The organism is Cysteiniphilum sp. GTC20157 (assembly GCF_055396795.1).
In genome coordinates this window covers 1,179,368-1,204,985 of sequence record NZ_AP044698.1, presented here as the reverse complement: position 1 = coordinate 1,204,985, position 25,618 = coordinate 1,179,368, and the positions used below count along the sequence as shown (strand labels likewise).

The following is a 25,618-nucleotide window of genomic DNA, read 5'->3' as shown; positions in this document are numbered from 1 at the left end:
CCTTACGCCAATTGTCATTTTACACCATAATCTAAACAGTGAGTTTGGCGTTGTTTATCGCGGAATGCCTTATGGTATTAGCAATGAAATACCTCATAAATAAGCGCAAATCGCTATAAAGCCATGAGGGGATATGCTACACTTTGACTCCGTTAATGCCACCGAATCGATGATGGCATAAATCTAAAATGGAGCATCTTATGGAAAACTTTATCTATTACAACCCAACTCGTATTTACTTCGGTCAAGGGCAAATTGCACAATTAAGTCATGCCATTGCCAAAGATCAAAAAGTACTATTAATCTACGGTGGTGGCAGCATTAAACAAAATGGTGTTTATGACCAAGTAAAAAAAGCGTTAGCTGACCATCAAGTAACTGAATTCTCAGGTATTGAACCAAACCCTGAATATGAAACCTGCCTTAAAGCAGTTGAACTCATCAAACAAAATAATATTGATTTTGTATTAGCTGTTGGTGGCGGTTCGGTTATTGACGCTACTAAATTTATAGTTGCAGCTGCTAAATTCAAAGGTGATCCATGGGATATTTTAGCTAAACATGCTGATATTACTGAGGCTGTACCTTTTGGCTGTGTGTTAACACTGCCTGCGACAGGTTCTGAAATGAACTCAGGATCAGTTATCTCGCGCCGAGCGTTGAATAAAAAACTTGCCTTTATGCATGAAAAAGTATTCCCTGTTTTTTCAATTCTTGATCCCGAGACAACTTACACCCTGCCGGCAAGACAAGTTGCCAACGGTGTTGTTGATGCCTTTGTCCATGTGATGGAGCAATATTTAACTTATCCGCAAAATGCTCAATTACAAGATCGTTTTGCTGAAGGCATTCTCAGCACGTTAATTGAAGAAGGTGAAAAAGTACTGACTCAACCTAATGACTATGATGTGCGTGCTAACATTATGTGGGCAGCTACTTTAGCACTGAACACGCTCATCGCTCAGGGTGTAAAAACCGATTGGGCAACACATATGATTGGGCATGAATTAACAGCCTTTTACGGCTTGGATCATGCGCAAACCCTTGCGATTATTCTACCAAGCATCATGGAGTATAAGAAGGATAAAAAACAAGCCAAATTAATTCAATACGCTGAACGTGTATGGCAGGTTGATAAAGCGCTTGATGATGAAACAAAAGTGCAAATCGCTATTGAGAAAACACGCGCCTTTTTTGAGCAAATGGGCAACCCAACCAAAATTAGTGCTTATCAATTAGCTCAGGATAAATTTGACGACATTATTAATAACCTGAAAGATAATGGTCTTATTGCATTGGGAGAGCATGCTGACATCACCCCTGAGGACAGTTTAAAAATTTTGCAAATGAGTTACTAAATAATAGTGACAAACCTTCACCTCTCCCCTTGCGGGGCCGCTCGTGCAGCATAGGCTCTACGGGTGAGGGGTAATTGAATTTATTCTCTTTCACTTATTAAGACATCCTGATAAAATTCACCCACTAATATCATACTTATTTATCAAAAAATGAAAAAATCTAAACTCATCAACATAACCTTGCCAATATTTGTTGCAACAACAGCTTTGGCAATAAGCGCTTGCTCATCAAATACTGGATTAGGCAATTACAACATCAATCAAGCGATGAGCTCAATGCCTACAAAGGTAAAAACGCAAACAAGTGATTTTAAATTTTACTTCGGCAAAAACTCAGCTCCCGCAGGCGCTAAAGACTTAGGTGAGATTACAACAAGCCGTCGTTCTAATGCTTTTGCTAAAGATCCTGTCGCTTCTTGTAACTGGGTATTCTATTCAGCACTGCTAAGCTTAGAAAACCAAGCCAAAGAAATGGGTGGCAATGGCGTTGCTAATATTCAATCGAATTGGAAAAATAACACGACATCAAGCACAGATACTTATGTGTGTGAAAATGGTTTATGGATGTCAGGCGTGGCATTAAAAGGTAATGTAATAGCGTCAAGAGTTTAACAGCTTTAGATTAATACCATTTCTTTAGCTATACTCAACAGCATATTAATAAGATTAAGGATTAATCAATGAACACATCAAACAAACCAGTTAGAGCTCGTCGTTATTATAAGCTTATCATTGCAATATTATTAATCTTAACTTTATCAAGTTGCGCAAAGCTGATCTCCTACCCTGATAAGTCTATTGAGAACATATCCAAAGCCCAATCAATAATTGAACAAGCTATTATGGAGCAACCTGAAAAATTTAAACCTGCAGCAGTCTATTTTAACGATGATTACATATTACTATCTTATGGTTTAGCGACCGCCTCCAGTGGAAGAGGTTATAGCTCCGCAACTCCAATATTAAACTCCACTACTGTCATAGCTGGAGGAAGCAGTTCATCATCTTCATTGACATATGAGAAACATAAACGTATTTACTATACTTCAATCTCTAAAGTTAAACTTTACAAGAAAAATAGTTATTTCATTATCAACATTATTAACACATCAAATCGTGCGCTGTATAAGATCTATATCTACGATAAGATTCAGGCATTTGATGTTGCAAATGCTTTAAATTTATTAGCTTCAAAATCAAGCAGTAAAAAATAGCAATCTTTAGCGCTTTCTGACACAAATAAACCGATGTGGCATCTCTTTTTGATCCTCTAATACATCAAATCCTGCTTCAATAAATAATTCATGTAAATCCAACTGATGAAATGCTTTAACAAAGGGTTCATTTAATTTGCGTGCTAATATTTTGAAATAAACACCTGTTACCCCATGGCTTTTACATAATTGCCATATTTTATCTTGATACTGCACTGGTGATGGTTCAGCAATGACAAATAACCCACCCTTTTTAAGCACACGTGAAGCTTCCGCGATGAGTTGTTTGATGTATTTTGGTGGAATTTCATGTAACACATAGCATGCACTTAATCCATCAAAGCGCTCATCAGCAAATGGCAATGCCTCAGCAACACCTTGAATAAATTTTATATGTGGGTAGTCTAAAGCAGCATGCTTTAGTAAATAGGGACTAGGATCAATCCCCCAAGTATCGTAAGCGCCTTCTTGATAAATTACATTGGCAGTTTTTCCACCACCACAACCGATATCCAAAACTGCATGACAATCTTTAAGATACTGTGATATTTTTTTGCGTATGGAATCAACTTGATTAAGCATCGCAATATCAAAGCCTTTGATATAACCACGAGTTAATAGCTTTGAATAGTTTCCACAAGGAATATTATGAAACTCCTGTAAAACATACTTAGGAATAGGCATTGCCTGCAATAATTCCTCATCTACACATACCGTTTTATGCTTTGGATAAAAAATAGCTTTTATTAGCTTAGCCCATGCAACAGGTGATTTAAAATTTAACTCATCAACCCAGCTTTTAGGTAAATCCAATTCATCCCAATTTTGGATTTTAGGATCTTGGGAAGTCTTATTATCAACTTGCTGCATGATTGAAAATCATACCTTTAACAAATTATAAAGGATCGCTTGACGCATAAATACGCCATTTTTAGCCTGCTGGAAATACCACGCGTATTGAGTGCTATCAACCGAATTGCAAATCTCTTGCACACGTGGTAGTGGGTGCATAACAATTAAATCATCATGCGCACCATTGATTAACATATCCGCCGTAAGCACATAATCCATCGTATGCCCATCTTCTTCGGAAAAACGCTCTTTTTGCAAACGCGTCATATATAATACATCAACCACACCAATGACATCAGCTAAGCTTTCAACACAATGCACCGTTATGTTTTTCTTTTTAAGTTGAGTTAAAATTTCTTCCGGGATTTGTAATGCCTGAGGTGCCACATAATAAATAGTAATATCTCGATAATTCAATAACGCATAGCTTAATGAATGCACGGTGCGACCATAACGCAAATCCCCAATCATCGCGATTTTAACACCATCAATCTTTCCAAACTTTTGTTCTATCGTAAAGAGATCAAGCAAGGTTTGCGAAGGATGTTCATTAGCACCATCACCAGCATTAACCACAGGAATATGCGAGACATTTGCAGCAATTTCAGCACTCCCTGCTTCAAAGTGACGCATAACAATCGCATCCGCATAGCCATTAAGCATTTGGATGGTATCGCTTAAGCTCTCGCCTTTCTGACCAAAAGAGGTATTATGCGCATCAGCAAAACCAATGACTTTAGCACCTAAGCGATGAATCGCTGCTTCAAAGGATAAACGTGTGCGTGTCGATGCTTCAAAAAAACAGCTGGCAATAATCTTATCACTCAAACTATTTATGAGTTTACCGTGCTCGGCATCATGCGCAAGTTTCATCAGTCGATCAAAATCATCACGTTTTAAATCTTTGATACTGACAAGGTGCTTTGTTGTGTTCTTGGCGGTAGATAATATCGTCTCAGGCATATTGTGTCCCTTAAGGTGTTAATTACTTTAATTACTCTATGCATATCAGGTAAACAGCGCTATCCTATCAAGAAAAAATAACAAGGTATATTAAAACATGTTTCCCGTTGCATTGACTGGCGGTATTGGTAGCGGTAAAACAACAGTTGCTAATCTTTTTCATGAGCTGCATAACATTGATATTATCTGTGCGGATCAAGTTGCTAGAGAAGTTATCCTCTTATCTGAAGTCATTGAAGCGATTATTAATGAGTTTGGCGATACAGTCATAACTAACGGTATGATTGATAGAAAAGTCTTACGCAGCATTATCAGTCAAGATACATCAGCACGCACTTGGTTAAACAATCTTATGCATCCGATTATTCGCCAACAGATCGAATTAAAACTCTCAAAAAGCCAATCCATCTATACGATCATCGATATCCCACTTTTAACAACGGCAACACTTGCTAACTATCCTTATCTTAAGAAAATCATCTCGATATGCGCCTGTATGGAAACCAAACTTGATCGCATTATAAAACGCGATAACCAAACAAAATCACAAGCTTTATTAATGATTCAAAGCCAAATTAGTGATGATGAACGCCACACATTTAGTGATTTTGTAATTAAAAACGATGGTGATATTTCTGATCTTATACCACAGATTAATGCTACTCATCACAGTATATTGTCATTCTTAAACGGCACTTCTTGATAGGCAATAATATCTAATTCTCGTGGATAACCCACTTCAATTAAGTACAAACCTTGAGGAGGTGCTGTAATACCTGCTTGCGTGCGATCTTTTGCATTGGTCAATTCTTTGATCCAATCGGGTGATTTTTTGCCTAAACCCACCTCTAGCATTGATCCGACAATATTTCTGACCATATGATGCAAAAATGCATTTCCTTGAATATCAAAAATAATAAACTGTCCATGCTGAATAAAGTGCGCATGATGGATATTACGCTTGGCACTAATTGATTGACATTGTGATGAACGAAAGGAGCTGAAGTCCTGCTCACCAAGCAAATACGCGCAAGCTGTATTCATTTTGCTTATATCCAATGACTGATTAATCCAAGTTACTCGCTCATGCCATAATGCACTGGCAGTTTTATTCTGATAAATCACATATTGATAGCGTCGATATAATGCACTAAAGCGCGCACTAAACTCCGCATTAACCTCATAGACAGCAGAGACATTAATATCATTAGGCAAATGCGCATTAACACCCAATACCCATGCCTTTTCTTGCCTGATTGCTGAGCTAGAAAAATTTATCACTTGTGCTGTAGCATGCACACCGGTATCCGTTCTACCGGCGCAGACCACTTCAATCGGTTCATTGGCAATAATGGATAATGCTTTTTCTAAGCGCGCTTGTACACTATCGCTATGATTTTGGCGCTGCCAGCCACAGTAATTGGTGCCTGCATATTCAAGTATCAACGCATAATGTTTTAACATACTTTAATGGTTTAAAATCGGTATTCACTAAGATCGTGAATCATAGCACAACTTAAGATGTTTTATAACACCAATGCCAAGGTTCATAAATAAACCCATAAACATTGTCTCGTGGATAGCTTAAAGTGAATTGAAACTCATGGGCATGCATTGACAGCCATTTAAAGGCTTTGGTTTGCTCAAAACTTTCTGTTAGCACTTCACACTCCTCATCTGAGGTGAAATCCAAAGCGCAGCCCGTATGATGTTCACTAAACCCAGGCAAAGCAGAAACTTTTAAAATATGTTCTAGCAATAAGCCTTTATTTAACTTATTTAAAATAATATTGGCTTGATACAAGTAACTACGAAATGCTGAAACAACCATCAAGTTAACACCTTCTTGCAAAGCGCTTTGCTGCATTTTTTGCCATGCATGATATGCCTCATGCTGCATATAATAATCTCGATCAAAAACATCTTTACCGCCACAAATGAGTCTCGACTCTGGACACTCTTTAAAAAATGGTTGATTTGTATTATCTGCAAATGCTATTGGCAAAATTGCATAAGCACTATCAAGTTTGTGATTATTACTAGGCATCAGCTGGCTTTCCTTGCATAAATAAATTCTCGGCAATTGCAGTTAATGGTTCATGCAATAACTCAAGCGGTGTTTTCTCAAAGCCTGGCATTTTTGAGCTTGTGCTGTTAATATGCACTTCATCAATGAGTTGGTTCGTTCTTAGATCATATATTTTAATACTTAACTCAACTTGATCGGCAACACCGGTTAATAATGTATAACTTTCTGTCCATTTACTGATTCTAGGCAAAATAAAGTAGTCATATTTTTTATTCCGCGCGGCTAAGTATTCAAACTGTGCCGATTGGAAATGTGATGCAAGCGTCAAGGTTTTAAAGTGATCTTTTAGTGCATCATTCAAAATTAACAGTGTTTCCTTGGCACTTTCAGGATAACTGCGTAAATCATCATAACCATTATTGGGATATGCCATATATGCCGTAGCATCCTTAGGTAACTTTACTAACCCATCACGAAAATGGATATCATTACTTTGAGCTGCAACTGTCTTTTGCATCGAGTTAGCAACGATTTCATGCGTGCTCGCACAACCTGTCATTAAAAAGCAGAGACCTAAAAAAAGCTTTTTCATTGTTGTTAAAAATAAAACTTACGATACAAATATTATACAGACTATAATGCTTAGACCAAGTAAACGCAGCGCTTTTTTTTAACTTTTCTTACAGCCCTGAAATCAGTGACATCAATTCACTGCGACTTTTCTCATCTTTTCTAAAAATTCCACGCATACAACTTGTGACTGTAGAGGTTTCAGACTTGTGTACCCCGCGTGTTGTCATGCACTGATGCATTGAATCAATAATCACTGCAACACCTTTGGGCGCTAATGCTTTTTCAATTGCCAAGGCAATTTGCATTGTCAAACGCTCTTGTGTTTGTAAGCGTTTGGCAAACACATCTAACACACGCGCTATTTTGCTAATGCCTACGACTTTGCCGTTAGGCAGATAAGCAACATGTGCTTTACCGATAATTGGCACCATATGATGCTCACAGTAGGACTCTAAGCGCATATTTTTTAAAAGTACAATTTCATCATAGCCTTCAACATCTTCAAATGTCTTTGATAAGATTTCATCTGGTTCTTCCTCGTACCCCTTGAAAAACTCAGCATATGACTTAATAACACGCTTTGGTGTTTCAATTAACCCTTCACGATTAGGGTCTTCACCGATGTATTCTAATAAAGTTTTTATTGCTTCTTCAGCTTGTTTAGCGTTTGGTTTTTTTATCATGATTTGTACTTCATTATTTATTTTTATCAAATGCTATTTTAATGCCTTGCAATACCAAGTCTGGCACAATGGCATCAAATAATCCTGGAACATTAAATAATTGTGAAAAACCGCCGGTTGCAATCGTTATAACCGCATTTAGGTCTGTTTTTAATTCCTGAATCATTGCTGATTTAAGCTCTTTTAATGCACCCAAATGCCCATAGTAAATACCTGATTGCAGATTAGTATCAGTATCTTTACCTATTGCCATCATTGGCTTGACAATACTCACTGACGAAAGCTGGGCAGCATTACTACTTAACGCTTCTAGAGAAATACGTACTCCTGGCAAAATAGCACCACTTAAATAGGCTTTATCTTTACGCACGACATCAAAAACTGTCGCTGTACCCAAATCAATCACCAAAATATCTTTGTTAGCAAATAACTCAACAGCGGCAATGCACCCTGCAATTCGATCAGCACCAACATCTTTGGGTGTCGCTACTTGCATCTTTAAGCCTGTTTTGACACCAGGTTGCAAGAAAAATGGTTCAAAATCAAAATACTTTAAAATGGCAGAACGCAGTGAATAATTAATTGCCGGCACCACAGAGGCAATAGCAACACCCTTTATTTTATTTGGATCAAGACTATTTTCACTCAATGCTTGCCTTAGAAAAATACCTATTTGATCTGAGCTACCATGTGCTGATGCCGTAGTATAACGAAACTGTAATATCAATTCATCATGGTCAAAAACACCCGCATGAATATGAGAGTTGCCAACATCTAAAGTAAGTAACATTTATCTTTTTCTGTCTTTTAAATATTTCTGCTTAGTTTAAGTCGCAGTATATACACATCATTCATTCATTTACAGCATTAATCCATGTTTTTTCAGTGTCTGAGGCTATTATTTTTTATGGTTTGCGTTATGATGGCGGCAAGTTTATTCAACCCTAGTTATTGAAGTATAAACATGGCTAATTTTGATCGTCATTTTTATCGCATTTTATTGCTTATTATTTTGCTCACTGCCGCAGGGCAAATGACCAATACCATTTACGTACCTGCATTAACGCAAATGGCACATGAGTTTTCCGTTAGCGTTGGGCGCATGCAAGCGGTCATCGCTTGTTACCTATTTCCTTATGGTTTATTGCAATTCTTTTATGGTCCTTATTCCGATCGCTTTGGTCGCAAACCAATGATTTTGATTGGTGTTTTCTTTTTTGCACTGGGATCTATCTTAGCTGTTTTTGCAACGCACTTTGCCACACTGTTAATGGCAAGCTTCCTACAAGGAAGCGGTATTGCTGTTGCGGGTGTCATGGCGCGAACTGTAATGCGTGATCTATATTCTGGTACGAAACTTCATAGCGCCAATAGCATTATGGCAATTGCACTTATTTTTGCACCATTACTTGCCCCATTACTAGGGGGGATTTTTACTGATCTTCATAGTTGGCGCGCTATCTTTATCTTTCTTACGATTTATGGCATTCTGCTGCTTATCATTCAATGGCTTTTTTTTCCTGAAACTAATAAGCAGAAATCAAGCAAAGGCAATCTTTTAGCTAAATATAAAACCGTATTAACCAATGGTAACTTTATCATCAATCTTATTTTACTGATCGTTGCCAATGCTGGCATTGCTGTATTTGAAGTTAGCTCAGGTGCTTTGTTTACCTCTGTTTTAAAACTTTCTCCGGCAGTTGCTAGCTTGTTGTTTATTATCCCTTTGCCTTGTTATATGTTTGGAAGCTTCCTCTCAGCGCACCTGGCACGACGCTATAGCCTTGATTATCTATTGCTCAGTGGTTGTTTTACCCTTTTGATTAGCGGTATTGCACTTGGTTTGTCCTATTATATATTTGGCGTAACAAGCTTAAGCATTATTCTGCCAGGCTGTTTGTATTTCTTAGGGTGCGGTCTGATTTTCCCTACTGCGACGACCAAAGCGTTAGAAGAATTCCCAAGCATTGCCGGAACAGCAGGAGCTGTTTTGGGTGGTGTACAAAACTTCGGTGCTGGATTATTAACGGCATTAGCTGCCTTTATTCCTTTAAAGAACCAGTTGCCTTTAGCTATTATTTTATCGGTATTATCTGTATGTGCACTAGTGAGCGTGATGATGAGTCAGCGCTCACGTATTGTGAAAGTAAGTTAAATTAAAAGTTTAAATGCATCTTTTGCAGTTCACTAACGGGCACTTTCTTGACTTCTTTTTGCATTTTGCCATCTTTGCCTAACCACTCTCTGGTTACTGTCGCAGTTTTGCCGTCTTGATTGGTTTGAATGCTTACGGCATTAAATGAACGCTGCATCTGATTAGCATTGGCATTCGGACTGGCATTTGATACTACCGTTTTTTGTGCAGGCTGAGCTGCTGCTTGCGTTGGTACATTTTGTGACTGTGCTTGACCCATTTGCTGCTTCAGCTGCTGCATTTGCTGTTGAAGCTTATGTGCTGCTTGTTGATATCTTTGCTCAAATGCTTGACGTTCAGCATTTAACTGTTTTTGCTGCATATTAAGTGCATTGACTGCTTGTTGGTATTGTGTTTGCATTTGCGCATGCTTAACTTGTGCCGTATTCACCCAGCCCACTTGTCCTGTTTTTGTATCGGCAACTTTAATCCAATCACCTTTTTGGAAGAATTGAATATATTGATTTTGATTCTGATCGGTGAGCTCAGACACCACTTTAGCATTAGTAGTTGGCTCATTGTAAACTTGATATGTAGCGGCAAAAGCGGCACTAGAGACGGCAATTAAACCCAAAGATAATAATAATTTTTTCATGCTAATTCCTTAAGTGTTAAGTTAATTTAAATCACCAATCAAAAGATTGATTATGCTTAAAACATAACAAAATTAAAAGGGAAATCTTAACGAAAACTTAAGGAAACAAGCACTAGATATAAAAGATTGAAATGCATTCTAAGTAATAATGCAAAAATAAGTTGAGCTTCAATTGCACCCCTCACCCGTGCAACTTAAGCTGCACGACCTCTCTCACAAGGGGAGAGGTACTAGCTGACGCAAATTATTATTGATTCATTACTAAGCAGCACGTCCATTTTGTGACTTAGCAAATTTAGCTGATGAATATGCCATCACACGCCATACTTTGCGTTCAGTTTTGAATTGACGCTTTAATTCCTTATAGCGCTCTTTAAGTTGAATAATTTGTGTTGAAGACAGTTTATCCTTTTTTGCTTGTAGACAAGCTTGCTTGGCTTTTGCCCAATCTTTGATGCTATCAAAAAGTAACTTGTATTGCGTCTCTAGACGCTGCTCAAAATCAACAACCAATTTAATATAACGCTTATCTTTAAGTTTGTTTTGTGCTTGTTTTAATTGCATCGACGCGCGAGCTGCTTCAATCACGGGTTTTGGTGTGGTTTTCAGATCATATGCCCAGCCAATTTTTGACGCGCTAAAAATAATCCATTTTGAAGGATCAAAGTCATACCATTTAACACCATTACGATAGTCACCAGCGTATTTGTGATGATAGTTATGATAGCCTTCGCCATAAGTTACTAATGACAAAATAGGATTATCTCGCGCAGTATTCTCATCTGAGTATTTTTGTTTACCCCAAACGTGCGCCAACGAATTAATAAAGAATGTAAAATGATGATTAAGCACTAAGCGCAGTAAGCCTGCCAACAACAAACAACCTCCGATACTACCATAGGTCGCACCGATAAGCATTGGCAGCAATACACACATAAAGATAGCTAATGGCACATAATATTTATGTTGGAAAGCAACAATTTTATCTTTCTCAAGATCATTAACGTTTTCGATTTTGCCTACTTTCTTTGGTAATTCTCTTAACATCCAAGTGAAATGACTATACCAAAAGCCCTTCGTTGCTGCATAAGGGTCTAGTTCTTTATCATCAACATGGCGGTGATGCTTACGATGGTCTGATGACCATTTGATAATACTGTTTTGTAAAGCTGCCGCACCAAATAGCATAAAAAAGATCTTAAGGGGTGCTTTTGCCTTATAAGCGCGATGCGACCATAAGCGATGATAGCCTGCAGTAATCGACAAACCGGTTGCTATCATAAAAAAGGCAAACCAAAGCCAATCAGCTAACGAAAAGCCATAAGTGACGGCATAATAGGGAATGAATATTAATGCCGCAATCGGTGTTAATGTTAAAACCGACACACTGACAATGTCTAGTGGTCGTTTTTCTGTATTGTTTTGCATATATCTCCTTTTTTAAGTTAATTCAGCAAAAAAAATGTGAAAGCGTAGAAAAAAATAATCAAAAAGCTTCACTACCCATCTTATCGCAAATATCTAAAAATACTAGGATTATTTTTCGCACAACGATAAGGCAAAAGCGCTCGCCCCTTTAATACCAACATCAGTATCCATCACAACAAAAACCGGAATCTCTTTCATTAAGCCTGTCATACGTCCTTTGTCATGAAAGTTTTTCATAAAGCGACCATCTTGCATTTGTGTAATAAGCTTTGGCGCAATGCCACCGACAATATAAAGCCCACGTTTTGGCAAAGTGGCAAGCGCCATATTCCCAGCAACTGCACCATAAACCCGAATAAAGATATCCACAGCCCTTAATGACATCGGATCACCCTTTTCAACAGCATATTGCGTGATTAATTGCGCTTGATCGCCACCTTTGTGCATATCACGCCTTAACTCAGGTGACTCCGGCTGATTGTATAAAGGGTTAGCAACCACATATTTATAGATGTTAACAAGACCAGGGCCGCAGCAAATACGCTCAATTGAGACGCGATGAAGTTTCTTCTTTAAAAATTGAAACAAACCAATTTGTTCATCGTCTACAGGGGCAAAGTCTTGATGTCCTCCTTCACTTGGGTAAACAAAAGTCTTGTTGTCATGTTTAGTGACGATTCCCATACCAATGCCCGTGCCAGCACCAACCATCGCAATAGGTGCATTTTGATCAATTGGTGTTTCTTGTAAACAGATCAAATCTTTAGCTTCTAGCGAATCTAGACCATAGCCAATCGAGGCAAAATCATTGATCAATTTAACCTTACTAATATCTAGGGTTAATACTTCAGCTAATTCAGTTTCCGTGAGCCCCCACGGTAGGTTGGTAAACTCAATCGCACCATCTTTAACAGGGCCTGCCACTGCAATGCAAGCGGCTTTAATCAGCACTTTATCAACTTTAGATTCAGCAAGAAACTTCTCAATAATGGCAGATAAACTTTTAAAATCAACCGCCAAATATTTTTTAGCAAATAATACTTTTGACTTTTTATTGTTACACTCAGTCAATTGCAAGCGTGTATTGGTTCCACCAACATCACCAGCTAATACGATCATCTTGTTTATCCTTGTTATTTAATATGGTTAATAATTCACTACAGCGGATGTAGTAAGTCAAATATTTTTTCAGCAAGCATCTTTTGTGCTTTTGTTGTTGGATGCACATAGTCCCAAAACAAGTGTGTTTGTGGATCATGCTCAATGGGAATGTCTGTTTGGATTTCACCATTAGCATCAACACCACCAAAGCTTTTAATACAGGCTTCAGTTGCATTATCAAAACCAAATGCCATTGGTGTTTCTAACGCTTCGTGCAATAAGGTATAAGCATCAAATAAATAAATCTGTACGAAAGGGTATTTTTCTTTAAGCTTATTGACACCGCTTTCAAGCTGCTTATTTTGCTTAACAATATTGCGCTTGATGTATTTCTTAAGCCAAACAACTATCGGTTTTGGAAAGGGGGTCACCTCATAAGCGGGTGCGACAGTCACATCCGGCACATTCCAAACAACAATCCTCTTAGCCCCTAGCTTAATAACGCGATCAATGCTAGAAAGTAAATCACTGGCAACGCGATAGACTGCGGGCAGGTTTAAAAAAGGCTTTTCATTATGCACGGCAAATAAGAAATTATTGCCACCTCCATTTAGCATAATAAGTGCGTCATCAGCAAAGCGCCCTTGTTGTGCAACATAGCGATCAATCTGATTTTGCACTGAAAAAGCATGCACTGTTAATAGTGATTTTGGATTTTTACCTGAGGTGCATGCGCCACCTATAGCATAGTTATTTACGTTAATATCCGCTATTGTTTGCTGCTTTTCTTTGAGCATCTTGCCAAGATACTCACAGGCGACCAATCCATCACTAAAGCGACCACGATCATAAGGCTCGCCCGGAATTTCCAGTGTTTTAATTATATTGCCATTATCTTGTAGGCTATCGCCAAATACTACAATACTACCAACAGTCATCATCAGCTCCTTCAAAAAAATTAACCATCCATTGCGCAACTACCCTACCGTGATCACGCATTCTCAAGCTATCTATACCTGACTCAAAGCAATGTGATAATGCTTCTTTTTGCTCTTTTATTAATAAATGATTATGCGCACGCAACATTTCAGGATGAGCTTGCATTCCCCATACCAAATTATCAATGATAAACATCTGTACAGGACAAAAGGTGTTTGTGGCAATTAAAGTGGCACTTTTTGGCAGCTCAACCACTTGATCTTGATGATAGAAAGCCAAGCTTAGATGATCGTTAAACGGACACATCCAAGTTTGTCTTTCAAGTATTTTAATACACTGTACACCAATACCCCAACCTTTCACAGAGCGCTCAACGCGTCCACCTAAGGCCTGTGCTAGGATTTGATGACCAAAGCAAATACCAATCATCTTTTTGTGTAAACTAAAAAGCTGCTTTATATAATCCTCTAGCACACAAATCCATGGCAGGCGTTCAAATGATGTCGCTTTACTACCCGTAATAATAAACTTATCATAATGATTAATATCTTTTGGGTAATTACCAACGGTCACATCAAAAACATCAATATCGACAATGGTTGAGACTTTCAAAAAAAGATTGGCAAACATATCAGGGTAATTTCCCCCTGAAACACAGTGGCGATATTCCGGAATATGATCCGCTTGCAGTAAGGCTATTTTCATTAAGATCTCTTTGAACCTCAACTCGTTAAATCATCTCTTTGAGCTGCATCAAAGCCGCTTTTGATAACTTGAACGTATAGAGTTTACTGGCATGTTCTTTATCTGCTTTAAAACCAATTAAGCCATCATCTAAATTCAAGATTTCCTCAATCTGAATGGAGCTTTCTTTATTGTCAAGCTTTTCTTGTTTCTTATACCATGTTTCTTTAGCACGCTTGATCGCTTGACGATAAGCGCCATGAATTTTATTCTCTCGCACTTTTTGCACAAATTGATTGGCAACTTGCGGTAATTCATCTTCAAGCTTTTTCAATTCATACAATGTACGGACATCATCGATCAAACCATCCTGACTTAACAGGCGAATTGCTTGTGACGATTTGGCAAGTTTTAAGCGCATCGATACCCAACTTGGTTCACGCCCTAAAGACTCAGCAACTTCTGCTTTATTCACTTTACGCTTCATCACCAGCTCAGTCAAAGCGTCCGCTTCTTCAAAGGGAGAAACTTTTTCACGTTGCTCATTCTCAAGCAGTTGGATAATTAAAATATCATTGTCCGCTTCATCACGTAAAATGCATGGCACACTTTCAAGCTTGAGCTCTTTTGCCGCTCTAAACCTACGCTCACCGGCAATGATATGATAAAAACCATCATCTTTTTTAGGTGTTACAATAATCGGTTGGATAATACCCTTTTGCGCGATACTCTGCGCTAAAGTGTCAATATTTCTAAAGATTTTACGCGGCTGATTGGGATCTGGCATTAATTCATTTAAATTGATATTAAGCAATCCACCTGATTGTGCTGCATGCTCATTTAAGGTTTTAAGCTTAAGCGCCAGTAGCGCTTCCTTTTTATTATCAGCACTGCCATCAACACTGCCTAATTCATGCACCCTTTTTCTATTGGCTAAGGATATTTTGGCACTCATGCAGTCACCCTTAAGAATGAGGCCACGATTTCCTTGGCTAATCTTCTGACCTGAACATGTACATTGCTCTCAGGCGCGTAATCACCGATATACATGCCAGAGGCCTCAGCTTCAACAAACTTAACACTTTGTGGAATAAACGTACTAAAAGATTTACCCTCTTCTGCAAGCACATTAAGCAAACTGCGTGACATATTCGACCCTTTAACAACGCGATTAGCAAGTAGCTTATAAGGGCGATCAGCAGTTAAAGCTAAATCCTTTGCTTCCAGAAGTCCAGATAAGTCCATACCACTAGGGGCTGCTGGAATAATTACTAAATCAGCTAATAAAGCAGCCTTTAAGGCAGCTGTTTGGAAATTCGGTGGTGTATCAATAACGATATAATCCACCTTTGATTTGACTTCTGCAATTGCCTCTCTGGCGTGCTTTTCATCCACTTGAATAACATTATCAGCCGAATCTTCATTTTTAGCCGCCCACGACCAAGCATCTGGCTTGTCTTTATCCATATCAACAACTAATACAGAATGACCTAATTCCTTAAGTCCACCATAAATATTCATTGCGGTTGTTGTCTTACCAGAGCCCCCTTTTTGCTGTAAAAGGGCAATTACTTTTGCTGTCTTCATCTTCAACTGATTAAGTTACGTTTAATGCTTGTGTCAGTATATAACACTCATCAAGCATTTTACAGACTTTCTGCCATGGCTTTTTTGCTTTATTGTTCATGTAACTTAGTGTTTATTTTGATTCGCTTGCTAAGTTTAACTATACTCTCCAGCATCTTTCAAAAAATGATAAATAACAAGGATGCATTATGCATAACAAAGCCTCAAGCAAAGCCACTAAATTTGATTCAAATAAAGCCAACGAGCTCGATGATCTGCTTCTTAATTTATATCCGGAGCCTGCCGATGATTTTGATAAAGATGAGCATATTTTTTCTTTATCCATGTTAGATGGGTATCTGACAGCTGTATTGCTTTGCCCTGACATGATAGATCATGAAGATTGGTTAGAAGGTGTTTGGCAAGAAGACGCACTACCTCAATTTAAATCTGAGACAGAAAAAGAAAAGCTAATTAAACTGTTAATTGCTGAACACAGTCGTCTGAAAAAAGCATTTGCCAATGAACTAACTGAGTTTGAACCACTTGTTTATCACGAGATGCATAGTGATCAAGCATTACCTGCAATTGATTTATGGCTTGATGGTTTTGAACGTGGCTTTGAGTACTTCGTAGATGCTTGGATATTAAACCCGCAAATTGAAGCCGTTATTGATGATATTTTAGGGTTTGATGATGATTGCGATTTCGAGCATCTGTCATTAGATCAACGTAATAAATCATTAGAGAGACTCACTGATTTGATCATTCAGTTATATGCATTAATTTGCAGCAACCCGAGCGCAAAATAAGACAAAATAAAATAGGACTATTTCTGTATGATGAAAAAAGACCTCGCTAAAACATCTTTTTGTCTTTTGTTGGCGCTTTCTTCGCTTGCATACTCTGACATCCATACCGCAAACAACAATACCAAGATAATCTCAGAAACTGACAATAGCAAAACGAAACAACTGAATACTGAATACAAAGCATTCAAACCAGAAGCGTATCCTTTTGGCATTGGCTTTGGTGGTATTTTCTCGCCAAACCCTTACAAAAACACCTCGCCAACCATCTTACCCATCCCCGTCATTAGCTATCAAGGTGAAGATCTCTCGATCAATGGTCCATATATTGCTTACCGGTTTTTAAATACTAAGCACACTAAAACACAGGCACAGTTATTTCTATATCCTGAGACATTTAGAGCTAACCAAAGTGATGATCCGCAGTTACAACAGCTTGATAATCGCAACTACCTTGTGATGTTGGGACTAACGCAAGGCTTCAAAAGCACTTATGGTGACTTAGCATTCGCTGCTAATATTGATGTCACAACGCGCACCAATGGTTATTTGCTAAGCGCTGAATATCGTAAGCGCCTAATATTGCCAGTAAATAAAAATTTGCTTTTCTTTGTCACTCCTTCAATTGGTTTAAGTTATAGCAGCAAGGCAATCACCGATTATTACTACGGGATTACAGCATCTCAGTCACAACGATCAGGTTTGCCACAATATACAACAAATGGCGCACTTAGCCCTTATGTTGGTTTGATGACAGCAGTAAACTTCTCAAAACATTGGAATCTTTTCATTGCCACCAGACTAAATCGCTTATCGAATGACATTTACAATAGCCCAATGGTTAGCAATCAATATATTTTTACAACGGTTGTTTCGTTTACTTATAACTTTGCTCTATAACATCTACTAATTACTCAACAACTGTGCCTTGATACATATTCATCTGGCAACTAAAGTAATAAACTCCTTTGGGGGAGCTTATGACAGCCAAAACCAATACACTACAAACATGGCGACAATGATTAATAGAACATTCACAATAACCGTAATCATGCTGCTTCTCCTTGAACTGTATTATTGTTTTCAATTCTTTTAACTTTAAAAAATCGTAAACGGTTGGCGTTGGTTACGACTGTTAACGATGATGCAGCCATTGCCGCTGCTGCAATCATCGGACTTAAAAGCACACCAAAAATAGGAAATAACACGCCAGCTGCCACTGGAATACTTAAGCCATTATAAATAAAAGCGCCAAATAAATTTTGTTTGATATTCTTCATCGTAGCGCGTGAGACTAAAATAGCATCAACAACACCTATAAGAGAGCTGCGCATCAAGGTAATATCTGCACTTTCTATCGCAATATCCGTACCATTACCAATGGCAAAACCCACATCGGCTTGTGCTAATGCTGGCGCGTCATTAATCCCATCGCCAACCATGGCAATAATCACTTCATTTTTCTGTTGTAAGGTTTTGATATGCATGAGTTTATCCTCAGGCATACTTTCGGCTAAGACATTATCTATACCAAGTGTTTTAGCAATTGCTTGTGCGGTTTGTTTATTATCCCCTGTGATCATCGTAATTTGGATATTATTGCGTTTAAATGTATCAATAGCTTCTTTAGCATCTGCTTTAATAGGGTCAGCAACGGCGATAATGCCAATTAATACCTTGTTAATTGCTACATACATTACCGTTTGACCTTCATAGCTTTTAGTTGTGGCAAGTGCTTTTAACTTGAGATTTTCAAGTCCATGATTTGCCATAAGTTTATGATTACCAATAATAACAGGCTCATTATTAACCTCGCCTGTCACACCAAGTCCGGTATGACTCTGGAAATTATTGACGGGTAATAACTCTGCTGAGTTTAACACTTTTTTGACAATTGCCTCAGCCAATGGATGCTCAGAATGTGCCTCTAAACTTGCCGCTATTTTTAATAAATCCTGTTCACTCATGCCATCTACACAAGTTACACTAACAACCTCAGGTTGCCCTTTCGTAATCGTACCGGTTTTATCTAATAGCACATGGGTGATTTTACTTGCAGTTTGTAAGGCTTCACCATTCTTGATTAAAATACCCAATTGTGCGGCTTTACCCATACCAACAATAATGGAAATTGGCGTTGCCAAACCTAGTGCGCATGGACAGGCAATCACAAGTACCGTAATGCCTGTCACGAGCACAAAACCTATGCCAAATCCTAAATTAAACCAAACAAGTGCTGCTGCAATTGCACACAATATGACAAAAGGGACAAAATAACCTGATACCGTATCGGCAAAGCGTGCAATAGATGGCTTGGTATTTTGTGCTTGTTTCACCAAAGCAATGATTTGCGAAAGTACCGTATCTTTAGTCAGTTTGGTCACACGATAGCTAAAACTACCTGTTTTGTTAATAGTACCTGAGAATACGTTGTCTGCTGTGGATTTTGCAACGGCGACAGGTTCACCGGTTAACATCGATTCATCAACATAAGAGCTGCCCTCGACAACTTCACCATCTAATGCAATTTTAGATCCTGGCTTAACACGGATTAGATCACCCAGTTTCAATTGATCAATAGCAACCTTTTCTTCTTGTCCATCAGCATTAATACGATAGGCAAATTTGGGTTTCAAATCAATAAGTTGTTTAATCGCTTCGGATGTTTTGCCACGCGCTTTTTGCTCTAACCAAGCACCAAGATTAACCAGTGCTATGATAATGAGTGCTGCCTCAAGATAATTATGTCTGGCATTTTCAGGAATCATCTCTGGCAGCATAATCACAATCATTGAATAAATCCACGCAGCTAATGTGCCTAGGCTGATAAGTGTATCCATTGTTGCATGATGCTGCAAAAAGGCTTTATAGGCTGATTTATATATGTGTCCTGCTGCCGTTACCATAATAACGACTGTTATCAAAGACATAATCAGCCAAAATATATTGATACTATGCGGCATAATTGCTGGTGAGTATGGGCTCATACCATAGAACATTAAAAATAAGCCAAAAATGCCAGGGATAATTACCTTTTGCCATAGCTTAGGTTTTTCAGCTAATGTGTCTTTCTCTGAGTCCTCTGTAATTTGTTCGGCAATATAACCTGATTGCTTTAGGCATTGAATAATATCTAGTGCTTTAAGGCTGGTCTTAACATGCAGGGTTCTCTCAGCAAAATTAACACGCCCTTCTGTGATTTCTGGTGTTTTAATAAGAGCCGATTCAATCTTACCAACACAGCTCATACATGAGACATTTTTCAATGCAAACGCATACTGATTTATTCTTGCATCACTCATTATTAGCTTGCTCCTTTTTACTTCTTGTTGTTCCTTGCAGCTTTTTCCCATTTTTTTGATTTTGATAAAGGTCTTTTAAAATTGGACAGTCTTTGCTTTCTGCCTTGCCGTCACAAGACTGCTCAAGCTTTGTAAGATGCTGCTTTAACTTTGTCAATAATGTGATTTTCTCATTAACATCTTCTAGTTTTTGTCCGACTCTTTGCTTAATTTCAGCACTTGATAGGTTTTTACCCTCCATGGCAAATAACTCAGAAATTTCTGCCAAACTAAAGCCTATATATTTGGCATTTTCAATAAATTTTATTTTATCAATGGTTGATTCATCATACTGACGGTAGCCACTGGTACTACGCTTGGGTTTTAATAAGCCAATCTTTTCATAATGCCTTAAAGTGACCGTTGTAATCCCTAATTGCTGCGAAAGCTCACCAATATTCATAACATCTCCAGATGATTTACGATGGGTATAATATAAGATTAACCTTAGGGTTAAGGTCAATGAATTAGTTTGAAATTATTTAAGAAATTTAAGTTAAGCAAAAAATAGTACACTTTAAAGTGATGAAAATAACCAATAAGGTAATGAGTACTTAATAAATATATCTATGCAGTTTAACCTTCCGCATTTTCCTGCATCAATTTTTTATACTTTTTCTCAATCATCTTGCGCTTAAGTGCCGATAAGTGATCAAAGTAAGTAATTCCATCTAAATGATCAATCTCATGCTGAATGCAACGCCCATGATAGCCATCACATTCCATTTCATATGCTTCACCAAACTCATTTAAGGCGCGCATTTTAACCCATTCGGCACGCTTAACCTTAGCTGAGACGCCAGGAAATGATAAACACCCTTCCTCGTCATCAATTTCACCCTTGCGTTCAATGATTTCAGGGTTAATGGCTACAATTTTTTGATCTTTATTCTCAGAGCCATCCATAATAAACAAACGCATATTGAGTCCCACTTGTGTGGCAGCTAAGCCACCGCCATGCTCGACATACATCGTTTCAAACATATCAGCAATCGTTTGACGCAAATCATCATTAATCGCATCAATAGTAACAGGATCTGCCTTTTTCTTTAGAAAGGGATGTGGATATTTTAATACAGTTAATCGTGCCATGTTGATAAAGCTTCATTTATAACAGTTTGTAATTGCTAGTTAGTCTAACATAAATTGCTTTTGAGCTTAACCACTTGCCTTACACTTTCCAATCAATTGGCAATAAACCATGCGCTAATAAGTAATTATTTGTTTGTGAAAAATGTTTTGAGCCAAAAAAGCCACGATGTGCTGATAAGGGTGACGGATGAGGGGATCTTAAAATAAAATGCTTATTGTGATCGATTAACTGCGCTTTTTTTTGTGCCGGCGCGCCCCACAATAAAAAAACAACATGACTTTTATGTCGACTAATCTGACGAATGACATGATCGGTAAATTGCTCCCACCCTTTATTAGCGTGCGAATGCGCTTGGTGCGCCTCCACAGTTAAAACGGTATTGAGTAAAAACACACCTTGTTTTGCCCAAGCACTTAAATCACCTGATGATGTAACTTCAATACCAAGATCATTCTGTAATTCTTTATAAATATTCATAAGCGACGGCGGTAGCTTAACACCTTCTTGTACTGAGAATGCTAAACCATGTGCTTGATTGATATTGTGATATGGATCCTGCCCCAAGATAACGACTTTGAGCGATTCAAATGGACATAATTTAAATGCGTTGAAGGTATCTTCCTTTTGCGGAAAAATTTGTTTTCCTTGTTGTCGCGCATTATCAACAAAAGCCAATGTTTCTTTAAATTCAATGCTTTTTTTATAATCAGTTAAAACATCTGACCATGAGAGCAATGAGAGATCTGCTTTCATTTTAGTTATGCTCTGATGACATTAAGCTCACTGGCCATACGAAACCACTCAGCAGCCATTGCATAATCACCGCTATTATATGCATGCAAGCCTCGCAGCATCGGTGATTTATTATAGGTATTACGTTGTACACCAATATAATACCAAAGACTGGCTGTCTTCATATCCTTGACAACACCACAGCCAAACTCATACATATAGCCAATCACTAAACTCGCATTAGTATCAGCACTTCGCGCAAAAGGCAAAAGCTGTTGGTAAGCAAGAGGGCAATTGCCCTGCTCAAAGTTGTGATAGCCCAACTGATAGTTTTGCGGCTCATCATTTGTCAATTTAATTGACGACAATAAGGCATTTGCATCAGCTTGAACCTGACGCTGCGAGGTATTTAAAGTTAACTTACTTTCATAACGACTATGCAAAGCATCTACCATAATGCCAGCAAAGATAAACAATAAAATGACCAGAATAACCCACTGCATGGGTTTTGACTTTTTTAATTTCAAAACAATCTCCTAGTTTAATAGTTTAGGTTTTCTGCCAATAGTTCACGGCGCTGACGCACGACCTCATACATAGCAACGCCTGCCGCAACTGAGACATTCAGACTCGATACCTGACCTTGCATTGGCAATTTTGCTAGATAGTCACACATCTTACGCGTACCAAAGCGAAGACCTGAACCCTCAGCACCCATCACCAAAGCTATCGCACCGCTAAAATCGCTATCATAAATCAGACTCTCTGCTTCACCTGCTAACCCAGTAATCCATATACCTTCATCTTTTAAGACACCAATAGCACGCGCAAGATTAGTGACCGAGACAAGCTTCATGCTACTTACCGCACCACTGGCAACCTTCTCAACCGTTGCATTGATGGTTGCACTGTTATCTTTTGGGAAAACAATAAAATCAACCCCAGCGGCTTCCGCGCTTCTAATGCATGCACCCAAATTATGCGGGTCTTGAACGCCATCAAGAATTAAAATAAAAGGCGTTTTTGAGCAGGCAGCTACCAGATCAGATAAATCACTCTCTTCATATAACTTAATATCGCTTTGGCAAACTGCCAATACATTTTGATGTACCACACCTTCAAGTGCGTGAGATTGCAATAATGATTGAAACTTTTCTTTATTGACAAGCTCAAACTCAATATTTTTCTTAGCCATCAATGATTTTAATTCACCCAACCTTGGGGATGTGTCTTTACCTTTAAGACAATAGATGACTTTAATACCATCGGCATGTAGTTTAAGACGCGCCTTGATCGCGTGTATTCCATAAAGTAGTGACATAATTAATTAAAAACTCTCTTTTCTTTGACTTTTTGGCGCACGTAAATATAAATGGCCAATAGGAATTCCTTCAACCTGTAACCCATGGGTAATCCGGTCGACGATTTCTTGGCATTTTTCTTTACACTCCTCACCACGAAACCCTTTGGTTACCAACCAATCCGCAATTTCATTCAAAAACATTTTAAGCTCAGATAATAATTTTTTATTACGCTCGTTCGGACTATAGCGAAAGCGATTAAAATCAAGTGGTTGACTCCACTGGCGATACAAATTACTTAGCTCAAATACCACATCAGTGACCATTTGCTCAATCGCAAGCTCAAGTTTCCCCTCAGGCATAATATGCATTTCACGCATCGATTGAATCTGCTCACGTCGGACATCTGCAATGGTTCTAACAGGCTCATTTTGCAGCTCACTTAAACGCTTCCTGTTCGATAAAGTGACTTTATTCTTGGACATAATTATTTAGCTTATGAAGATATATGCCAAGCATTATATACTTATCACTTTATTTTTTGCAGCGTTTTCTTGGCGTTTTACACTATCCCTTAAACAACGATTTAGCACTTGAATAATATTTAAATAAATCAGCAAAATTTATAATGATTTTTATCCAGAGACTGATACGATATTGACGTCTAGGGTATAAAATTTTAGGGAGATTACTTAAGTGCAAGCACACAAAATAGGATTATTTTCAGCCATCGCCATTCCGGTAACGTCAATGGTTGGCTCTGGCTGGCTTTTTAGCGCACAGCTCAATGCACAATTAGCAGGAAACTACGCATTTATCGCATGGATAGGAGCGGCTTTTATCGCCATTATTGTTGGGCTATGTTTTGCAAAACTTTGCGCATTATTTCCTGAACGTGGTTTAAATGCCAAGTGTGTATCATTAAGCCACGGCAAAGATTTTGGCATGGTCTTTGCTTTTGCTATCTGGTTTGGATTGTTGGCAATGATTCCAACCGAGGCGCAAGCAACCGTGCAATACTTAAGTCCCTTTATCAAGTTTACGACTTTATATCATGGTGAAAGCCTGACTTGGTCAGGCAAGCTATTTGCCATTATTATCTTAGCGGTCTATTTTATTGTGAATTACTTTGGCATTAAGCTATTAGCCTATGTCAATAACATCTCTACCGTCTTTAAAATCAGCATCCCAACGCTAACCATTATCGTTTTATTAGCTGCACACTTTGATACAACAAATCTTAATCTTGCGGTTAATCACTACACAGCAAGCTCAATTCAAACGGCACTTATTGGTGCTGGTCTTGTCTATGCTTTTAATGGCTTTCAGGTGGTTGCTTCCTTCGCTAGTGAGATTAAAAACCCAAAGCGCAATATTCCATTGGCTATTGTTATTTCCGTAGCCATCACGCTTGCTTTATATATGCTACTGCAATTTACCTTCATGACGGCAATGCCGCACGATGTTGCTGCTAAAGGTTGGGCTGCTCTTAATTTCTCAAGCCCTTTGGTCAACTTAACCATGCTACTTGGTTTAAACTTTCTAACCATTTTATTAATTGCTGATTCGATTGTCAGCCCATCAATTACTGGCTTAACCTATATGGGATCTTGTTCAAGAATGCTTTTTGCGATGGCTGAAAAAGGACAAATGCCACGTTGGATTGCCAAACTTTGTCCAGTACATCATTTATCTAAGCGTTCTTTGTTTTTAAACTTCATCATTGGCATTATTATCCTACTAAATTCAGCAAGTTGGGCATCGTTAATGGTAATCACCACCGCCTTTAACGTGCTAGGTTATATGGGTGCGCCACTTTCGCTAGCTGTATTAGGTAGTCGCAAGCTATCGACAAAACTGATGACTTTATTTGTGTTTATCATATTGGCACTGCTACTAGCAACCTTACCAGAAAAGGACTTTTTACTGAGTAATCTTGCTGTCACTGTGATGATGGCAATTTATGCTGTGCTACAAATAAAACAAGGTGGATTTAACTGGTTCGCAGTGAGCTTTGTCATATTCTTATGGATTTTGATGTTAGTAGCAAGCTCAGCCATTGCCACTATTATTTTGGCAATTGTTTTCTTTTTAATGGTTACTAGTCAACGTTTTGTGACCAAACTGGGGCATTCACTGAATAAATAAAGATAGATATTTATA

General features: G+C 38.2%; 29 protein-coding genes. 8 read left to right on the top strand and 21 right to left on the bottom strand.

Features of this window, described 5'->3' with window-relative positions; all coding sequences use genetic code 11:
* The first annotated feature begins 200 nt into the window (after positions 1-200).
* The 3 genes from ACZ5V8_RS05485 to ACZ5V8_RS05475 all read left to right on the top strand — a co-directional run bounded on the left by ACZ5V8_RS05485 (position 201) and on the right by ACZ5V8_RS05475 (position 2,572).
* Positions 201-1,358 (top strand): iron-containing alcohol dehydrogenase, encoded by a 1,158-nt coding sequence (locus ACZ5V8_RS05485; RefSeq protein WP_440651682.1) that lies wholly within the window; start codon positions 201-203, stop codon positions 1,356-1,358.
* 150 nt (positions 1,359-1,508) lie between these two features.
* Positions 1,509-1,970, top strand: coding sequence for an excinuclease (locus ACZ5V8_RS05480; protein WP_440616087.1), 462 nt, complete (start codon positions 1,509-1,511; stop codon positions 1,968-1,970).
* Positions 1,971-2,038: 68 nt separating this feature from the next.
* A complete protein-coding gene (locus ACZ5V8_RS05475) occupies positions 2,039-2,572 on the top strand; it encodes a hypothetical protein (RefSeq protein ID WP_440616088.1) in 534 nt (177 codons plus the stop codon).
* A 6-nt stretch (positions 2,573-2,578) separates the two neighbouring features.
* Here ACZ5V8_RS05475 and ACZ5V8_RS05470 read toward each other — a convergent pair whose 3' ends face one another.
* Together ACZ5V8_RS05470 and pyrB are read right to left on the bottom strand one after the other, a co-directional pair.
* Positions 2,579-3,442: a class I SAM-dependent methyltransferase gene (locus ACZ5V8_RS05470; RefSeq protein WP_440616089.1), complete on the bottom strand. Its 864-nt coding sequence runs from the start codon at positions 3,440-3,442 to the stop codon at positions 2,579-2,581.
* Between the two features lie 9 nt (positions 3,443-3,451).
* Positions 3,452-4,387: an aspartate carbamoyltransferase gene (gene pyrB / locus ACZ5V8_RS05465; RefSeq protein ID WP_440616090.1), complete on the bottom strand. Its 936-nt coding sequence runs from the start codon at positions 4,385-4,387 to the stop codon at positions 3,452-3,454.
* Positions 4,388-4,484: 97 nt separating this feature from the next.
* On the opposite strand from pyrB, the gene coaE reads away from it, so the two are divergent.
* Entirely contained in the window at positions 4,485-5,090 is a 606-nt protein-coding gene (gene coaE / locus ACZ5V8_RS05460) for a dephospho-CoA kinase (RefSeq protein WP_440616091.1), read from the top strand.
* Here coaE and truA read toward each other — a convergent pair.
* The 5 genes from truA to ACZ5V8_RS05435 all read right to left on the bottom strand — a co-directional run bounded on the left by truA (position 5,054) and on the right by ACZ5V8_RS05435 (position 8,462).
* A complete protein-coding gene (gene truA, locus ACZ5V8_RS05455; protein ID WP_440616092.1) occupies positions 5,054-5,851 on the bottom strand; it encodes a tRNA pseudouridine(38-40) synthase TruA in 798 nt (265 codons plus the stop codon). The genes coaE and truA overlap by 37 nt on opposite strands.
* 52 nt (positions 5,852-5,903) lie before the next feature.
* On the bottom strand, positions 5,904-6,434 hold the full coding sequence (locus ACZ5V8_RS05450) for a M15 family metallopeptidase (protein WP_440616093.1): 531 nt from the start codon (positions 6,432-6,434) through the stop codon (positions 5,904-5,906).
* On the bottom strand, positions 6,427-7,008 hold the full coding sequence (locus tag ACZ5V8_RS05445; protein WP_464218677.1) for a DUF4823 domain-containing protein: 582 nt from the start codon (positions 7,006-7,008) through the stop codon (positions 6,427-6,429). Before ACZ5V8_RS05445 ends, ACZ5V8_RS05450 begins: the two co-directional genes overlap by 8 nt.
* 88 nt (positions 7,009-7,096) lie before the next feature.
* The gene (folE, locus tag ACZ5V8_RS05440; RefSeq protein WP_440616096.1) at positions 7,097-7,672 is read right to left on the bottom strand and encodes a GTP cyclohydrolase I FolE; all 576 of its coding nucleotides are present in this window, start codon (positions 7,670-7,672) and stop codon (positions 7,097-7,099) included.
* Between the two features lie 13 nt (positions 7,673-7,685).
* Entirely contained in the window at positions 7,686-8,462 is a 777-nt protein-coding gene (locus ACZ5V8_RS05435; RefSeq protein WP_464218676.1) for a type III pantothenate kinase, read from the bottom strand.
* Positions 8,463-8,636: 174 nt separating this feature from the next.
* Here ACZ5V8_RS05435 and ACZ5V8_RS05430 point away from each other — a divergent pair, with 174 nt between their 5' ends.
* The gene (locus ACZ5V8_RS05430) at positions 8,637-9,827 is read left to right on the top strand and encodes a Bcr/CflA family efflux MFS transporter (protein ID WP_464218675.1); all 1,191 of its coding nucleotides are present in this window, start codon (positions 8,637-8,639) and stop codon (positions 9,825-9,827) included.
* 1 nt (position 9,828) lies between these two features.
* Here ACZ5V8_RS05430 and ACZ5V8_RS05425 read toward each other — a convergent pair whose 3' ends face one another.
* From ACZ5V8_RS05425 to ACZ5V8_RS05395, 7 genes are all read right to left on the bottom strand, one after another.
* Positions 9,829-10,461: a hypothetical protein gene (locus ACZ5V8_RS05425; protein WP_464218674.1), complete on the bottom strand. Its 633-nt coding sequence runs from the start codon at positions 10,459-10,461 to the stop codon at positions 9,829-9,831.
* Between the two features lie 261 nt (positions 10,462-10,722).
* Positions 10,723-11,889, bottom strand: coding sequence for an acyl-CoA desaturase (locus ACZ5V8_RS05420; protein ID WP_464218673.1), 1,167 nt, complete (start codon positions 11,887-11,889; stop codon positions 10,723-10,725).
* A 108-nt stretch (positions 11,890-11,997) separates the two neighbouring features.
* Positions 11,998-13,008: a glucokinase gene (locus ACZ5V8_RS05415; RefSeq protein WP_464218672.1), complete on the bottom strand. Its 1,011-nt coding sequence runs from the start codon at positions 13,006-13,008 to the stop codon at positions 11,998-12,000.
* Positions 13,009-13,046: 38 nt separating this feature from the next.
* Positions 13,047-13,931 carry an SGNH/GDSL hydrolase family protein gene (locus ACZ5V8_RS05410; RefSeq protein WP_464218671.1) on the bottom strand — a complete coding sequence of 295 codons (885 nt, stop codon included), beginning with the start codon at positions 13,929-13,931 and terminating at the stop codon, positions 13,047-13,049.
* Positions 13,915-14,634 carry a glutamine amidotransferase-related protein gene (locus tag ACZ5V8_RS05405; protein WP_464218670.1) on the bottom strand — a complete coding sequence of 240 codons (720 nt, stop codon included), beginning with the start codon at positions 14,632-14,634 and terminating at the stop codon, positions 13,915-13,917. Before ACZ5V8_RS05405 ends, ACZ5V8_RS05410 begins: the two co-directional genes overlap by 17 nt.
* Positions 14,635-14,659: 25 nt before the next feature.
* Complete coding sequence (locus ACZ5V8_RS05400) at positions 14,660-15,568, bottom strand: ParB/RepB/Spo0J family partition protein (RefSeq protein WP_440616107.1); 909 nt, start codon at positions 15,566-15,568, stop codon at positions 14,660-14,662.
* Positions 15,565-16,206 (bottom strand): AAA family ATPase, encoded by a 642-nt coding sequence (locus ACZ5V8_RS05395; protein WP_440616109.1) that lies wholly within the window; start codon positions 16,204-16,206, stop codon positions 15,565-15,567. The genes ACZ5V8_RS05400 and ACZ5V8_RS05395 overlap by 4 nt, the downstream gene beginning before the upstream one ends.
* A gap of 182 nt (positions 16,207-16,388) precedes the next feature.
* On the opposite strand from ACZ5V8_RS05395, the gene ACZ5V8_RS05390 reads away from it, so the two are divergent.
* Complete coding sequence (locus ACZ5V8_RS05390; RefSeq protein ID WP_464218669.1) at positions 16,389-16,991, top strand: UPF0149 family protein; 603 nt, start codon at positions 16,389-16,391, stop codon at positions 16,989-16,991.
* 27 nt (positions 16,992-17,018) lie between these two features.
* Positions 17,019-17,888: a MipA/OmpV family protein gene (locus ACZ5V8_RS05385; RefSeq protein WP_464218668.1), complete on the top strand. Its 870-nt coding sequence runs from the start codon at positions 17,019-17,021 to the stop codon at positions 17,886-17,888.
* A gap of 149 nt (positions 17,889-18,037) precedes the next feature.
* Here the strand turns inward: ACZ5V8_RS05385 and ACZ5V8_RS05380 are convergent, their stop codons facing one another.
* The 7 genes from ACZ5V8_RS05380 to ACZ5V8_RS05350 all read right to left on the bottom strand — a co-directional run bounded on the left by ACZ5V8_RS05380 (position 18,038) and on the right by ACZ5V8_RS05350 (position 23,940).
* Positions 18,038-20,290 carry a heavy metal translocating P-type ATPase gene (locus ACZ5V8_RS05380; RefSeq protein ID WP_464218667.1) on the bottom strand — a complete coding sequence of 751 codons (2,253 nt, stop codon included), beginning with the start codon at positions 20,288-20,290 and terminating at the stop codon, positions 18,038-18,040.
* Positions 20,283-20,732: a heavy metal-responsive transcriptional regulator gene (locus ACZ5V8_RS05375; RefSeq protein ID WP_464218665.1), complete on the bottom strand. Its 450-nt coding sequence runs from the start codon at positions 20,730-20,732 to the stop codon at positions 20,283-20,285. Before ACZ5V8_RS05375 ends, ACZ5V8_RS05380 begins: the two co-directional genes overlap by 8 nt.
* A 173-nt stretch (positions 20,733-20,905) precedes the next feature.
* Positions 20,906-21,421: a peptide deformylase gene (gene def / locus ACZ5V8_RS05370; protein WP_464218663.1), complete on the bottom strand. Its 516-nt coding sequence runs from the start codon at positions 21,419-21,421 to the stop codon at positions 20,906-20,908.
* Between the two features lie 79 nt (positions 21,422-21,500).
* A complete protein-coding gene (gene ung, locus ACZ5V8_RS05365; RefSeq protein ID WP_464218662.1) occupies positions 21,501-22,175 on the bottom strand; it encodes a uracil-DNA glycosylase in 675 nt (224 codons plus the stop codon).
* A gap of 5 nt (positions 22,176-22,180) precedes the next feature.
* The gene (locus ACZ5V8_RS05360) at positions 22,181-22,681 is read right to left on the bottom strand and encodes an SEL1-like repeat protein (protein ID WP_464218661.1); all 501 of its coding nucleotides are present in this window, start codon (positions 22,679-22,681) and stop codon (positions 22,181-22,183) included.
* A 14-nt stretch (positions 22,682-22,695) separates the two neighbouring features.
* The gene (gene rlmB / locus ACZ5V8_RS05355) at positions 22,696-23,475 is read right to left on the bottom strand and encodes a 23S rRNA (guanosine(2251)-2'-O)-methyltransferase RlmB (RefSeq protein WP_464218660.1); all 780 of its coding nucleotides are present in this window, start codon (positions 23,473-23,475) and stop codon (positions 22,696-22,698) included.
* A gap of 6 nt (positions 23,476-23,481) precedes the next feature.
* On the bottom strand, positions 23,482-23,940 hold the full coding sequence (locus ACZ5V8_RS05350) for a hypothetical protein (protein ID WP_440616120.1): 459 nt from the start codon (positions 23,938-23,940) through the stop codon (positions 23,482-23,484).
* A 211-nt stretch (positions 23,941-24,151) separates the two neighbouring features.
* On the opposite strand from ACZ5V8_RS05350, the gene ACZ5V8_RS05345 reads away from it, so the two are divergent.
* Positions 24,152-25,603: an APC family permease gene (locus ACZ5V8_RS05345; RefSeq protein ID WP_464218659.1), complete on the top strand. Its 1,452-nt coding sequence runs from the start codon at positions 24,152-24,154 to the stop codon at positions 25,601-25,603.
* Positions 25,604-25,618: the final 15 nt, after the last annotated feature.

Bases quoted from the DNA above. Each gene is read 5' to 3' on its own strand.
- ACZ5V8_RS05485 (WP_440651682.1), top strand. From the start codon at position 201: ATGGAAAACTTTATCTATTACAACCCAACTCGTATTTACTTCGGTCAA.
- ACZ5V8_RS05480 (WP_440616087.1), top strand. From the start codon at position 1,509: ATGAAAAAATCTAAACTCATCAACATAACCTTGCCAATATTTGTTGCA.
- ACZ5V8_RS05475 (WP_440616088.1), top strand. From the start codon at position 2,039: ATGAACACATCAAACAAACCAGTTAGAGCTCGTCGTTATTATAAGCTT.
- ACZ5V8_RS05470 (WP_440616089.1), bottom strand. From the start codon at position 3,442: ATGCAGCAAGTTGATAATAAGACTTCCCAAGATCCTAAAATCCAAAAT.
- pyrB (WP_440616090.1), bottom strand. From the start codon at position 4,387: ATGCCTGAGACGATATTATCTACCGCCAAGAACACAACAAAGCACCTT.
- coaE (WP_440616091.1), top strand. From the start codon at position 4,485: ATGTTTCCCGTTGCATTGACTGGCGGTATTGGTAGCGGTAAAACAACA.
- truA (WP_440616092.1), bottom strand. From the start codon at position 5,851: ATGTTAAAACATTATGCGTTGATACTTGAATATGCAGGCACCAATTAC.
- ACZ5V8_RS05450 (WP_440616093.1), bottom strand. From the start codon at position 6,434: ATGCCTAGTAATAATCACAAACTTGATAGTGCTTATGCAATTTTGCCA.
- ACZ5V8_RS05445 (WP_464218677.1), bottom strand. From the start codon at position 7,008: ATGAAAAAGCTTTTTTTAGGTCTCTGCTTTTTAATGACAGGTTGTGCG.
- folE (WP_440616096.1), bottom strand. From the start codon at position 7,672: ATGATAAAAAAACCAAACGCTAAACAAGCTGAAGAAGCAATAAAAACT.
- ACZ5V8_RS05435 (WP_464218676.1), bottom strand. From the start codon at position 8,462: ATGTTACTTACTTTAGATGTTGGCAACTCTCATATTCATGCGGGTGTT.
- ACZ5V8_RS05430 (WP_464218675.1), top strand. From the start codon at position 8,637: ATGGCTAATTTTGATCGTCATTTTTATCGCATTTTATTGCTTATTATT.
- ACZ5V8_RS05425 (WP_464218674.1), bottom strand. From the start codon at position 10,461: ATGAAAAAATTATTATTATCTTTGGGTTTAATTGCCGTCTCTAGTGCC.
- ACZ5V8_RS05420 (WP_464218673.1), bottom strand. From the start codon at position 11,889: ATGCAAAACAATACAGAAAAACGACCACTAGACATTGTCAGTGTGTCG.
- ACZ5V8_RS05415 (WP_464218672.1), bottom strand. From the start codon at position 13,008: ATGATCGTATTAGCTGGTGATGTTGGTGGAACCAATACACGCTTGCAA.
- ACZ5V8_RS05410 (WP_464218671.1), bottom strand. From the start codon at position 13,931: ATGATGACTGTTGGTAGTATTGTAGTATTTGGCGATAGCCTACAAGAT.
- ACZ5V8_RS05405 (WP_464218670.1), bottom strand. From the start codon at position 14,634: ATGAAAATAGCCTTACTGCAAGCGGATCATATTCCGGAATATCGCCAC.
- ACZ5V8_RS05400 (WP_440616107.1), bottom strand. From the start codon at position 15,568: ATGAGTGCCAAAATATCCTTAGCCAATAGAAAAAGGGTGCATGAATTA.
- ACZ5V8_RS05390 (WP_464218669.1), top strand. From the start codon at position 16,389: ATGCATAACAAAGCCTCAAGCAAAGCCACTAAATTTGATTCAAATAAA.
- ACZ5V8_RS05385 (WP_464218668.1), top strand. From the start codon at position 17,019: ATGATGAAAAAAGACCTCGCTAAAACATCTTTTTGTCTTTTGTTGGCG.
- ACZ5V8_RS05380 (WP_464218667.1), bottom strand. From the start codon at position 20,290: ATGAGTGATGCAAGAATAAATCAGTATGCGTTTGCATTGAAAAATGTC.
- ACZ5V8_RS05375 (WP_464218665.1), bottom strand. From the start codon at position 20,732: ATGAATATTGGTGAGCTTTCGCAGCAATTAGGGATTACAACGGTCACT.
- def (WP_464218663.1), bottom strand. From the start codon at position 21,421: ATGGCACGATTAACTGTATTAAAATATCCACATCCCTTTCTAAAGAAA.
- ung (WP_464218662.1), bottom strand. From the start codon at position 22,175: ATGAAAGCAGATCTCTCATTGCTCTCATGGTCAGATGTTTTAACTGAT.
- rlmB (WP_464218660.1), bottom strand. From the start codon at position 23,475: ATGTCACTACTTTATGGAATACACGCGATCAAGGCGCGTCTTAAACTA.
- ACZ5V8_RS05350 (WP_440616120.1), bottom strand. From the start codon at position 23,940: ATGTCCAAGAATAAAGTCACTTTATCGAACAGGAAGCGTTTAAGTGAG.